General features: G+C 50.6%; 13 protein-coding genes. 12 read left to right on the top strand and 1 reads right to left on the bottom strand.

Annotated elements, in window-relative coordinates:
- Window positions 1–2 precede the first annotated feature (2 nt).
- Window positions 3–1085 carry a phage shock protein operon transcriptional activator gene (gene pspF, locus AGRI_RS06495; RefSeq protein ID WP_008984187.1) on the bottom strand — a complete coding sequence of 361 codons (1083 nt, stop codon included), beginning with the start codon at window positions 1083–1085 and terminating at the stop codon, window positions 3–5.
- Between the two features lie 187 nt (window positions 1086–1272).
- Here pspF and pspA point away from each other — a divergent pair, with 187 nt between their 5' ends.
- The 12 genes from pspA (at window position 1273) to AGRI_RS06435 (ending at window position 12843) form a co-directional block, all read left to right on the top strand.
- Window positions 1273–1938, top strand: a complete 666-nt coding sequence (gene pspA, locus AGRI_RS06490; RefSeq protein ID WP_008984186.1) for a phage shock protein PspA — start codon at window positions 1273–1275, stop codon at window positions 1936–1938.
- A 30-nt stretch (window positions 1939–1968) separates the two neighbouring features.
- The gene (gene pspB / locus AGRI_RS06485) at window positions 1969–2208 is read left to right on the top strand and encodes an envelope stress response membrane protein PspB (protein WP_008984185.1); all 240 of its coding nucleotides are present in this window, start codon (window positions 1969–1971) and stop codon (window positions 2206–2208) included.
- A complete protein-coding gene (gene pspC, locus AGRI_RS06480) occupies window positions 2198–2614 on the top strand; it encodes an envelope stress response membrane protein PspC (RefSeq protein WP_008984184.1) in 417 nt (138 codons plus the stop codon). Before pspB ends, pspC begins: the two co-directional genes overlap by 11 nt.
- Before the next feature lie 20 nt (window positions 2615–2634).
- The gene (locus AGRI_RS06475) at window positions 2635–4020 is read left to right on the top strand and encodes a YcjX family GTP-binding protein (RefSeq protein WP_008984183.1); all 1386 of its coding nucleotides are present in this window, start codon (window positions 2635–2637) and stop codon (window positions 4018–4020) included.
- Window positions 4017–5021 carry a TIGR01620 family protein gene (locus tag AGRI_RS06470; protein ID WP_008984182.1) on the top strand — a complete coding sequence of 335 codons (1005 nt, stop codon included), beginning with the start codon at window positions 4017–4019 and terminating at the stop codon, window positions 5019–5021. Before AGRI_RS06475 ends, AGRI_RS06470 begins: the two co-directional genes overlap by 4 nt.
- Window positions 5022–5138: 117 nt before the next feature.
- On the top strand, window positions 5139–6392 hold the full coding sequence (locus AGRI_RS06465; RefSeq protein ID WP_008984181.1) for a trans-sulfuration enzyme family protein: 1254 nt from the start codon (window positions 5139–5141) through the stop codon (window positions 6390–6392).
- Window positions 6393–6424: 32 nt separating this feature from the next.
- Window positions 6425–7360: a chemotaxis protein gene (locus AGRI_RS06460; RefSeq protein WP_008984180.1), complete on the top strand. Its 936-nt coding sequence runs from the start codon at window positions 6425–6427 to the stop codon at window positions 7358–7360.
- A 212-nt stretch (window positions 7361–7572) separates the two neighbouring features.
- Entirely contained in the window at window positions 7573–8373 is an 801-nt protein-coding gene (phhA, locus tag AGRI_RS06455) for a phenylalanine 4-monooxygenase (protein WP_008984179.1), read from the top strand.
- A 10-nt stretch (window positions 8374–8383) separates the two neighbouring features.
- A complete protein-coding gene (locus AGRI_RS06450; protein WP_008607539.1) occupies window positions 8384–8725 on the top strand; it encodes a 4a-hydroxytetrahydrobiopterin dehydratase in 342 nt (113 codons plus the stop codon).
- Between the two features lie 132 nt (window positions 8726–8857).
- Entirely contained in the window at window positions 8858–10420 is a 1563-nt protein-coding gene (gene tyrR, locus AGRI_RS06445) for a transcriptional regulator TyrR (protein WP_008984178.1), read from the top strand.
- Window positions 10421–10646: 226 nt separating this feature from the next.
- Entirely contained in the window at window positions 10647–11720 is a 1074-nt protein-coding gene (hppD, locus tag AGRI_RS06440) for a 4-hydroxyphenylpyruvate dioxygenase (RefSeq protein WP_008984177.1), read from the top strand.
- A complete protein-coding gene (locus AGRI_RS06435) occupies window positions 11713–12843 on the top strand; it encodes a homogentisate 1,2-dioxygenase (RefSeq protein ID WP_008984176.1) in 1131 nt (376 codons plus the stop codon). The genes hppD and AGRI_RS06435 overlap by 8 nt, the downstream gene beginning before the upstream one ends.
- Window positions 12844–12848: the final 5 nt, after the last annotated feature.

The following is a 12848-nucleotide window of genomic DNA, read 5'->3' as shown; positions in this document are numbered from 1 at the left end:
GATCACTGCTGGCTGTCCAATAGTTGGTACTTTTTCATGTAACCTCTCAGTTGATGATAGGTTAGATTAAGCAGTTCAGCGGTTTTTTTCTGATTATACTGGCTGGCGGCCAGGGCCTGTTTGATCAGGCGCATTTCAAAGTCTTGTGACAGCGTTTTAAAATCCACTGCAGTACTTAAGTCCGGTTCAGCTGGCTGTATTGCGACGTTGCTGGTTGGCGCTACCGTTTGGCTTGCCGCGGTAGTAGCGGGTGTAAGTAAGGGCGCACTACTAGTCGGGGCTTTAATCCGTTGCCGCGGCCGATACGCCGATTCAAAAGGATCCAATTGGATATGATGTACCGGGACATAACCATTGTTGTTCCGGTAGACAGCTCGTTCCACCACATTTTTCAGTTCACGGACATTACCGGGCCAGTCGTAATCGAGTAAGGTTTTCTTCGCTTTTTCACTAAAGCCGCTAAACAGCTCTAACCCGAGCTCGCGTGCCATGTTAATGGCAAAGTGTTCAGCCAACAGCAGAATATCTTCACGCCGTTCGCGCATCGGCGGCAAAGTGATCACATCAAAAGCCAGGCGATCGAGTAAGTCAGCCCGGAATTCCCCTTGCTCCGCCATTGAAGGTAAATCTTCATTAGTTGCGCAGACCAGACGCACGTCAACCCGAACCGGCCGGCTGCCACCAACCCGTTCAAATTCACCATATTCGATAACTCTCAGCAGTTTTTCCTGCACCATTGCTGGCGTATTGGCCAACTCATCCAAAAACAGCGTGCCACCATTGGCCCGCTCGAAACGGCCTTCATGGCGTTTACTGGCGCCGGTAAAAGCACCAGCCTCATGACCGAATAACTCGCTCTCCAGCAGGTTTTCGTTTAAGGCAGCGCAGTTTAGCGTAAGATATTGCTGGTCCCAGCGCTGTGACAAGAAATGCAGGCGGGCGGCAATTAACTCTTTACCGGTGCCGCGTTCGCCGATAATCAGTACCGGTTTATCCAGCGGCGCGAGTTGAGAAACCTGGTCCAGCACATTTAAAAAGCTGTTGGCCTGCCCCAGCAGGTTGTCTTGTTGGAACTTTCTATTCATCAGAAACCACAAGTTAGCGAAAATTACTAATAAATAGTGTATTTCATAACGCCCGCCAGTGACAGTACAATTTAAAATAAAAATAATATATTATTTTTCATGATGTTAATTCACTTTGGCAAGTTGGCAAGGATCCTGAATAACTAAAGGTGTCGATGTTAGTCATCATTAAACAGAGGGTATTATTATGGGTATTTTTTCACGCTTCTCCGATATCGTGAATTCCAACATCAATGCTTTATTGGATAAAGCAGAAGATCCGGAAAAAATGGTGCGCCTGATTATTCAGGAAATGGAAGATACGTTAGTTGAAGTCCGGTCTTCTTCGGCAAAAACTATTGCCGAGAAAAAAGAGTTGCAACGTTTAATCACCCGGTTACAGGAAGAAGCCACTGACTGGCAGGCTAAAGCCGAGCTGGCGTTGTCCAAGGAGCGTGACGATCTGGCGCGTTCAGCACTGATTGAACGCCAAAAAGCGGCTGAACAAGCAGAAACCGTGGCGCGGGATATTGCGAATCTGGACGAGCATATCAGCAAGTTACAGGATGAAGTCACGCAGCTGCAGGAAAAGCTGGCCGACGCCAAAGCACGGCAGAAGAGCATGCTGATGCGCCGGCAAACTGTGGCTAACCGTTTGGAAGTAAAGAAAACGCTGGATAGCAACAAGATCAATGATGCGATGTACAAATTTGAGCGTTATGAGCAAAAAATTGATACGCTGGAAGCGCAGGTTGAAGCTTATGATCTTGGCAAAAAGTCGCTGAAAGATGAATTTGCAGAACTGGCTGCACAGGATAAGATTGACCAGGAACTGGCTGAATTAAAAGCCAAAATGCAGAATAAAGACGCCTGATTTCAGGCGTCTCTTTTGAAGGATTAACCAATGGATATTCATGAGATTATTTTTGTGCCGCTGATCCTGTTTATGATCTTCGTGGCACCACTGTGGGTGATTATGCACTATCGCAGTAAGAATAAGATCAAACAAGGACTCAGCGATGGCGAACTGAACCAGTTAAACGAACTGACGGTCAGAGCCGAAAAGATGGCAGAGCGGATTAAAACGCTGGAAGCCATTCTGGACGCTGAAAGTCCAAGATGGAGGAATCAGCATGACCAGTAAAAAACGTGAACTGTTACGTGATGACGAGAATGGCAAAATTGCCGGCGTCTGTGCGGGGATTGCCGACTACTTTGGTTGGGAACTGTGGCTGGTAAGAATTATTACCGTGTCAGCATTCTTCCTCGGTGGTGGCGGTATCGTGCTGGTACTTTATATTGCCGCCTGGGTGGTATTGGAAAAAAAGTCGAAAACGGCCTTCGCCGGCACAGCTAGCGAGCAAGCTGCCAGTCTGGCGGATCGGCCGGTAGAGTTAAAAACCCGGGTCTGGCAACGGGGTGAATCACCGCGGCAGGCATTGCAGCATCTGAGTCACCAGTTTAACAGTATGGAATTAAAGCTGCGCGATATGGAGCGCCATGTTACCTCCAGCCGCTTTCAGTTAAACCGCGAGTTTAACAACCTGTAATTCCGGAGTATTCGATAGCGATGAGTTGGTTAGGCAGTATTCAGTATCATGGCCGGCAGTGGGGCAATCGCACCCTGGATCGCCACTTGAGAGTGGGTGTAACAGGCCTCAGTGGCGCCGGCAAAACTGCCTTTATTACCTCGCTGGTACACCAGCTAACACAAGGTGACCAGGCGCAACATCTACCGTTTTTCAGTGTATTACAGCAAGGCCGTTACCTTGGCGGCCGGCTGGCGCAGAATCAGCCCATGGCGATACCGCGTTTTCCATATGAACAGAATTTACAATATTTGGCTGGACAACCGGCGCAATGGCCGCCGTCTACCACGGGTTGGAGCCAGTTAAATCTGACATTGCGGTACCGGCCTACCGGTGCTATCCGTTCCCGCCTGCAGCAACACAGTGAACTTCAACTGGAAATTATTGATTATCCGGGGGAATGGTTACTGGATTTGCCGATGTTACAGCAAAGCTACCAACAATGGTCGGCCTTTTGCTGGCAGCTGTTTCGCCAGCCTCATCGTCAGACGCTGAGCCAACCCTTTGCTGAGTTGTTACAGACCACGGATTTAAACGATGTTTCAGAGCTGCAGCTGCAGCGCCTGACCGATGGCTATCGCCAGCTATTACTTAGCTTTAGCCAGCAAGCCGGTTGTTATTTGCAGCAGCCCGGACGCTTATTGGTACCGGGAGAACTCGCCGGCGCCCCTATGCTGCAATTATTACCGCTATTACCTGAGCAGCTGGAGCAGACCTCAGCGCTGGCCAGTCGCCTGAGTCAACATTATCAAACCTACTGTGACTACGTGATAAAGCCCTTCTACCGGCAGCATTTCTCAGCGTTAGATCGGCAAGTGGTGTTGGTTGATGGTTTAGCAGCGCTCAATGCCGGTTATGCCGCAGTACGGGAGTTGCAACAGGCATTAGGCTTGATTATGCAAAGCTTTCGTTATGGCCCGGCCAGCCTGTTACACCGCTTGTTTAAACCGCAAATCAGCAAAGTGCTGTTTGCCGCCAGCAAAGCCGATCATGTTACGCCGGAACAGCATAAAGCCCTGACTTTACTGCTACAACAACTGCTGCGACAACCAATAAAACAAAGCCAGTACGCCAGCGCGAAAAGCGAAGCCATGGCGCTGGCGGCGATCCGAGCCAGCAAAAGTGGCTTTGTTGAGCATCAGGGGCAGCGCCAGGCGGTACTGAGCGGGCGGGACCTGCACACTGCTACAACGCAGACCTTATTTCCAGGCGAAGTTCCCGCTGAGTTACCAACCGCGGAGCTGTTCGCGCGCCATCAATTTCAGTTTCCGGCCTTTTTGCCGACAGACAACAATCCGGAACAACCTTTACCTCATGTGCGGATGGACCATGCGCTGGAATTCCTGCTGGGAGACAAATTGCTATGAGTGAACTTAAGCCGGCGCAACATTTTGCGCAGACCACACAGCCTGAGCCGGATTTACCAAAAATGCCACAACAATTCAGTGCCGGGCAGCTGTTGACGGAAAATATCGCGCCTTCTGCTGAAGCTGCTGCACCGCGCAGTCGCTTGTTGCTGGTGGCATTACTGGCGCTCGGTTTATTGCTGGTGCTGGCTTTGTGGCAATGGCTGGAGTGGCTGCAACAAAGCTGGCAGCAAGGTTGGTTTAGCGGCGCTTTGGTTAGCGCTTTTAGTATTTTAGTTGCCGGTATGCTGGGTGGAGTAGCCTGGCGCGAATGGCGGTTATGGCGCCGTTTACAACGTAATCAACAATGGCAGCAACAGGCCGAGCGGATCCGCAATACTTTGCAATACGGTGAAGCCATGGCGCTGTGTGAAGCCATTCTGCTGGCGATGCCGCAAACTACTGAACACAATACGGCGACCGAAAACTGGCGTAAAGCCGTGCAACCTGAACACAGTGATGCCGAAGTGCTGGCGTTATTTGAGCAGTATGTGATGCGGGACTGTGACAAACAAGCGCAGCAAATTATCTGGCGCGCCGGTACGGATAGCAGTCTGGCAGTAGCCGTCAGCCCTTTTGCGCTGGCTGATATGCTGTTAGTGGTATGGCGCAGTAGCCGGATGCTGCGGCAATTAGCACTACTGTATGGTGCGCCGGTTGGGCAGTTGCGCAGTCTGGCGCTGTTAAAACGCGCACTGGCGGCATTGCTGTGGGCGGGTAGCTCAGAGCTGGCGTTAGACTTGGCGGCCGATGTGCTAAGTAGTGAACTGACCGCAAAATTATCAGCCCGCGCCGGGCAGGGTGTGGTCGCAGGTTTACTGGTGGCGCGTTTGGGCACGCTGGCACAGCAACAGTTAAGACCCTTGCCCTTACAACAGACCGCAAAAGTCCAACCAGGGCAATTGGCGGCGGCGTTAGTACAACGTTTTAGCCCGGCTGAGCCGACTGCCAACAAAAGCTGACAGCAGCGACTGGTCAGAGTTTTTAATACTTCAGACAGCAAGCCGTCTGGCTTGCTTCCCATTTTAGCGTTTTCTGTTAATGCTGAACAAAGTTGCAGTCATTAGCAGAACACCCTTATGAAAAATAATAATAAACATGCTGAAACCCTGTGTATCCATGCCGGCAAAACCAAACAGCCGTATGGCGCACTCAGTACACCGATTTACCAAACCTCGACCTTTGTGTTTGACAATGCCGAGCAGGGCGCAGCCCGTTTCGCCGGCGAGCAGGACGGTTATATTTATACCCGCTTAGGTAACCCGACTACCCGCGAGCTGGAGCTTAAAGTGGCAGCACTGGAGGGCATGGCAGATGCTGCAGCGACGGCGACCGGTATGGGCGCCGTGGCAGCCGCGACACTGGCGTTTTTACAACAGGGCGATCACCTGATTGCCAGTAAAGCCATCTATGGCTGCAGCTTTGCGTTATTTAGCCATCAGTTTGCCCGCTATGGTATTGAAGTCAGTTTTGTTGATATGACCGACCATGCGGCTGTGATTGCCGCCATTAAGCCTAATACCAAAATGCTGTTTGCCGAAACGCCGATTAACCCGCATTTGGTGGTATTGGATCTGGCTTTCTTATGTGGTCTGTGCCGGCAACATAATATCCTGTCGGTGATTGATAATACCTTCCTGACGCCACTGTTACAGCAGCCGGCGAAATTTGGCGCTGATATTATTATCCACAGCGCGACCAAATATCTGAACGGTCATGGAGATGTGGTGGCCGGCATTATTGTCTCGGATGAAGAAAAAATCCGCACCATCAAACTGACCACGCTAAAAGATATGGGCGCTACTATCAGCCCACACGATGCCTGGCTGATTATCCGTGGTTTAAAAACCTTATCGGTACGGTTAGAGCGGCATTGCAGTAATGCGCAAAAGGTCGCCGAATATCTGGCGGCGCACCCGGCAGTGGCTGTGGTGCATTATCCGGGCCTGCCTTGTCATCCTGGTTACCGCTTCCTTGGCAACCAGATGCAGGCCGCAGGTGGCGTGCTGGCGTTTGAGCTCAACGCCAGCCTGGAGCAAAGCCGGGAGATGATCAATCGTTGCCGTTTGCTCAGCCTGGCGGTCAGTCTGGGCGATGCTGAATCGTTAATTCAGCATCCGGCCTCGATGACTCATAGTCCTTATACTGCAGAAGAGCGGGCCGCCGCCGGGATCAGTGATGGACTGATCCGGATCTCTGTTGGCCTGGAGCATGTTGATGATATTTTGGCCGATTTGGAACAGGCACTGGCACCATTAACGCAACAAAGCACAAAAGTTAAGCCAAAGCTTGCGCTAAATCCAAAACAGGAACCGGAAAGCTGCTATAACTAACATGAGTATCAAGTTATTGCAGGGAAATATCGATGAGCAATTTGCTGAATGCGGTAAATCAGCGTACCAATCTGGCCGGGCAGAATCGTTTCGAGTTGTTACTGTTCCGGCTCAATGGCCCGCAGCCTTTCGGAATTAATGTCTTTAAAGTACGAGAGGTCATTCAGTGCCCACAGTTGACTGAAATGCCTGGCTCGCATCCCTGTGTTAAAGGTATTGCGCATTTGCGGGGTGAACCGGTGATGGTGCTGGACTTAGCCGAAGCGACCACCGGCAAGGGCATAGGTAAAACCGAAAATGCCTTTGTGATTGTTACCGAGTACAACCGCAGTGTGCAGGGATTTCTGGTCTCCAGTGTCGATAAGATCGTGAACATGACCTGGGAGCAAATTAAACCGCCACCACAAGGTGCTGGTAAATCACATTATCTGACTGCGGTTACTGAGATAGAAAATAAACTGGTGCAAATTATTGATGTTGAGAAAGTTTATGCTGAAATTATGCCCGTTGATGAAGAGGTTAGTGATGATACCAAGGCCAAATCGCAGGGTTTAGCCTTGGATAAAATCCTGGTACTGGTAGCGGACGACTCCGCTGTCGCGCGTAATCAGATCAAAAGAGCGCTGGACAGTATTCAGGTTAAATCCGAGTTGGTTAAGGATGGTCAGGAAGCGCTGGATTGGTTAAGGAATAAAGCCAAAGAATGGGGCGAGACAATGACGCAGCGCGTACCGCTGTTGATTTCAGACATAGAAATGCCACGGATGGATGGTTATACGCTGGCCGCAGAAATTAAAGCTGAGCCGGCACTGCGTCCGATCCATATTATTTTGCACTCTTCGTTAAGCGGTGTGTTCAACGAGGCGATGGTGAAAAAAGTCGGCGCCGATCAATTTATTGCCAAGTTTCACCCCGATGAATTACTGACTGCCGTTAACCACTGGTTGGCAGCAAGTCAGCACGCTTAGTCCTGCGGGGCAGCATTGCCCCCGTCATCACCGTGAAAAGCGATTAGGGTGTAATGCTTTTGTTACACTTTAGCCGTGGCTTTTTCCGGGACCAAAGATTAACACCGTCGCCACTATCGTCTAGTATCCGCTGCATCGGCTCCCTTTTAAAAAATATCAAAATACTGAGCCAGCAGCCCTGTGCTGTTAACGATTAAGACAACAGGTAGTGTATGACTAAGACCAGTAAATATGTGTCGCGCCAATCGGATGCCAACGGCATTATCCATTGGAGTGACGAAGAAAATCAGATTTGGCACGAGTTGATCACCCGGCAGTTGGGTGTGATCGAAGGTAAAGCCTGTGATGAATATATGGCGGGGCTGCAACGCCTGAATTTACCCACTGATCGCATTCCGCAATTGGAGGAAGTCAGTAAGGTATTGCGTGCAACCACTGGCTGGGAATGCGCTGAGGTGCCGGCATTGATTAGCTTTGATCGCTTTTTTGAGTTGCTGGCCAATAAGCAATTTCCGGTAGCGACCTTTATCCGGAGCCGCGAAGAATTCGACTATCTGCAAGAGCCGGATATTTTCCATGAAATTTTTGGCCACTGCGCGATGTTAACCAACCCGGCCTTTGCAGAGTTTACCCATATTTATGGTCAGCTGGGTTTAGCGGCGAATAAGCAGGATCGGGTGTATCTGGCCAGACTGTACTGGTTTACCATTGAGTTCGGTTTGCTGCAAACGCCAGACGGGCTTCGCATTTACGGTGGCGGTATTCTGTCATCGCCGGGTGAAACCCGTTATGCGCTGCAATCCGAGCTGCCAGAGCGTAAGCAGTTTGATGCCTTGGATGTACTGCGTACACCGTACCGTATCGATATTATGCAGCCGATTTATTTTATGATTAACCGCATCGATGATCTGTTTGATATCGCCCATCTGGATCTGATGGCGCTGGTTGAACAGGCGCGCGCTCTGGGTTTACATGCCCCGAAATTCCCACCTAAAGAAAAGCAAGCAAGCTAGGAAACCAAGCATGACCGAATTAACTGCAATGAAATGTGAAGCCTGCCGTGCTGATGCACCAAAAGTATCAGAGGCCGAGTTGCCGGAATTAATGCGCCAGATCCCGGATTGGACGCCTGTGGTCCGTGACGGTATCTTACAGCTGGAACGCGAGTACAAATTTAAAAACTTCAAACAAGCCTGGGCCTTTCATAATAAAGTGGCCGAAATGGCGGAAGCAGAAGGCCATCATCCGGCGCTGCTGCTGGAGTGGGGCAAGCTGACCGTAACCTGGTGGTCGCACTCGATCAAAGGCCTGCACAAGAATGATTTTATTTGTGCGGCTAAGACGGATGCGCTGCTGGCAGCCTAAGCCTACTTTCTTATTGTAACAGGACGCCCGGTGCGTCCTTTTTTGTTCATAATTCTTTACAAAAAAACTGGTCTGTCTGCTTTAATTTACCGTATGATGCTGCATCGGTCAGGCCAGAGGTGTAAGGCTGCTATGCGTTTAGAAATTCAGTGTCAAAATCGATTAGGGTTGGCGCAAGATGTACTTAATGTACTGGTTAGCTATCAGCTCGATTTACGGGGGATAGAAGTTGACCCGTCGCTTAATAAGATCTTCGTTTCCTTCCCAACCGTGAATTTTGAGCAGTTCCAGGAATTGATGGCCAGGATGCGCCGCATCCAGGGCGTGGAGGATGTGAAAACCACCGCCTTTATGCCGTCTGAGCGCGAACATAACGAGGTGATGACGCTGCTGCGTACCCTGCCTGATGGTTTGATTGCCATTGACCTGAAAGCCAATGTCACCGTGATCAATGAGGCGGCATTAGAAGCCTTGTCGGTGAGCTATGACGCCATTGTCGGTCAATCGCTGCAAGGTATGGTAAAAGGCTTTAATTTCCAGCGCTGGCTGGAGGGCGAGGATGTACTGGCGCAAACCCGGCGTTTGGAAATTCATGGCAAACGCTTTATTGCCGATATTTTGCCGGTATTGGTGCCGGATGAAACCGGCCAGGACATTTTAGCCGGGGCGGTAATTAACCTGAAATCGGAAAGCCGGCTCGGTCAGCATATGATTGCCTTTAAAAAAGGCGATGCCGAGAGCTTTAACAGTATACAGGCCAGCAGCAATACCATGCGCAAGGTGGTACGGGAAGCCCGGCGCATGGCGCAGCTTGATGCGCCCATTTTAATCGTCGGCGAAACCGGCACCGGTAAAGAATTGTTGGCGCGGGCCTGTCATGCCGCCGGTGGCCGCAACGGCAAACCCTTTTTAACGGTACCCTGTGCCTCGATGCCGGATAATGTGGCCGAGTCAGAGCTGTTTGGTTATGGACCTAATGCCTTCCCCGGCACGGCTGAGGGTAAGAAAGGGATCTTTGAACAAGCCAATGGCGGCACGGTGTTTCTCGATGAAGTCGGTGAGATGTCACCGCAACTGCAAACCAAATTACTGCGCTTTTTGCAGGATGGCAGTTTCCGCCGGGTGGCAGAAGAAAAAGAAGTGCGGGTCGATGTGCGGGTGATCTGTACTACCCAGAAAGATTTACCGGCGATGGTGCAGGAGGGTAAATTCCGTGAAGATTTGTTCTACCGTCTGAATGTGCTGACGCTAAGCATACCGCCGCTACGTGAGCGCAAACAGGATGTGCTGCCGCTGGCAGAGTTCTTTATTGCCCGTTACGCGGCACGACTGGGGCGTAAAGCGCCGAAACTGACCGATAATTGCAGCCAGTTTTTGCAGCAGTATCCGTGGCCGGGCAATGTGCGGCAGCTGGAAAACGCGTTGTATCGGGCCGTTACTCTGCTGGATGGTAATGAGCTGGAAAAGCAACATCTGCAGTTGCCAAGCTATACCAATGACTTTGGTTACCTGGAGCAGGATTTTGATGGCACCCTGGATGAGGCGGTAAAACGGTTTGAGGCCAATTTACTACGTAAGCTGTTTCCGGCTTACCCCAGCTCACGGCAGCTGGCGAAAAAGCTCGGTTTAAGCCATACCGCGGTGGCGAATAAACTGCGGGATTATGGTATTAGCCGGAAGACTGTAAAAATTTAATTACGCTTTGTGCTGACTTCTATACGCTATTTTGGCCGCCGCTGCGCAGTGGCGGCCTTTCCATTCATGTCGCTGCCGCTAAATTAGCCACTGTATCACTAATTTTACACTTGTCAGGTCAGCGCCTGATATCGCAACAATAATGCCGCCTCTTCCTTTTTTCTGGCGCTACCGCATGATAGCGCTCAAGCGCTTGGCGCCATAAATAAAAGACAGGAGTAGACACATGACCGATATGATTAATCCGCTGGGTACCGATGGTTTTGAATTTGTGGAATATACCGCAGCCGATGCCGGGGGTATTCAGAAGCTAAAAGACTTATTCAGTTCACTCGGTTTTACTGAAGTGGCGAAACATCGCTCGAAAGAAGCCTGGTTGTATAAGCAGGGCGATATCAATTTTATTATCAATGCCGAACCGAATTCACAGGCGGAAGAATTCGCCCGTAAACACGGCCCGTCAGTCTGTGCTATGGCGTTCCGGGTAAAAGATGCGGCGGCGGCACTGAAACATGCTTTAGCTAACGGTGCCAAAGAATATAAAAATCAGATTGGCCCGATGGAGCTGAATATTCCGGCCGTGTATGGCATCGGCAGTAGCTTGCTGTACTTTGTTGATCGCTATGGTGCCAGCTCAGTCTATGATATTGACTTCAAATATTATGATAACTGGCAGGTCGAGATGGCCAAGCATGGCGTGGGTCTGGAGGTGCTGGACCACTTAACGCATAACGTGATGCGCGGCAATATGAACCTGTGGGCCGGTTTCTATGAGAAGATCGGTAACTTCCGTGAAATCCGTTACTTTGATATTGAAGGCAAGCTGACCGGCCTGGTATCTCGGGCGATGACCGCACCTTGTGGCAAGATCCGCATTCCAATTAACGAATCCTCTGATGATAAGTCACAGATTGAAGAATTTATCCGCGAATACAAAGGCGAGGGCATTCAGCATATCGCCCTGACCACCGACGATATCTATCAGACGGTGCGTACTTTACGTGAGCGCGGCATGGACTTTATGCCAACGCCGGATACCTACTATGCCAAGGTCAATGAGCGGGTTGAAGGCCATACCGAAGATCTGGAGCAGTTAAAAGAACTGCGCATTTTGATTGACGGCGCACCGATGAAAGACGGTATTTTGTTGCAGATCTTTACCAAGACGGTCATTGGCCCGGTGTTTTTCGAGATTATTCAGCGTAAAGGCAACGAAGGCTTTGGCGAGGGTAACTTTAAAGCTTTGTTCGAGTCGATTGAAGAAGATCAGATCCAGCGCGGAGTGCTAAGCAATGCGTAAATGGGCGTCCTTTCCATTAAAAGAAGGTGATGTATCACGTCAGGCGCATGCCGATTTTCCCGAGCAGGCGATTTACGAGCGGGAAACCGGTCGTAGTGGCTTTTTCGGTCCGGCTACGCATTTCCATCATCGACATGCGCCAACCGGTTGGAGTGACTGGCAGGGGCCATTACGCCCCCGCTTGTTTGATTTTAACAACCTGGAAGTGAGTACCGACTCACCCTGGGCAGTGCCTTTACTGCTGCATAATGCGCATTGTAAATTCCGCACCTGGCGCTTGAGCGATAAGATGACGCGGCTGGTGCGTAATGCTGACGGTGATGAATTATTGTTTATCCATGAGGGCAGTGCCGAGCTGTTTTGCGATTATGGTCATCTGACCTTGCGCGATGGCGACTATGTGGTCATTCCACGTTCCACCATGTGGCGGTTAGAGCCGCTGGAGCCATTGCATGTGGTATTGATTGAAGCCACTAACGACAGCTATCAGCTGCCGGAAAAAGGTCTGGTTGGCAATCATGCGATCTTTGATCCGGCGATGCTGGACACCCCGAAAATCGATGCTGCCTTTAAAGCTCAGTACAGTGAGGAAAGCTGGCAGGTTGAGGTAAAACGCCATGGCCAGGTGTCAGTGATTACTTACCCCTATAATCCACTGGATGCGATTGGCTGGCATGGTGATTTAGCCGTGATGCGCATTAACTGGCGCGATATTCGGCCCTTAATGAGCCACCGCTATCATTTACCGCCATCAGCTCATACGACTTTTGTCGCGCAGCGCTTTGTGGTCTGTACCTTTGTACCCCGGCCAATTGAAAGCGACCCGGGCGCGTTAAAGGTGCCGTTCTATCATAATAATGACGATTACGATGAAGTGCTGTTCTATCATGCCGGTGATTTCTTCAGCCGCGATAATATCGAAAAAGGCATGGTCACCTTCCATCCGGCCGGTTTTACCCATGGCCCGCATCCGAAAGCCTTTCAGGCGGGGTTAGAGTACCGGAAAAAGTTTACCGATGAAGTCGCAGTGATGCTGGATACACGGGATGCATTGGAAGTTGGGGAGGCGGCCCTGGCTACCGAAAATCCGGACTATGTGAATAGCTGGAAAGTTAAAGCCTGAGCGCT

It is taken from the genome of Alishewanella agri BL06, assembly GCF_000272005.1.
In the GTDB taxonomy this organism is placed as follows: Bacteria; Pseudomonadota; Gammaproteobacteria; order Enterobacterales; family Alteromonadaceae; genus Alishewanella; species Alishewanella agri.
This window is presented reverse-complemented; position numbering and strand designations above follow the sequence as displayed.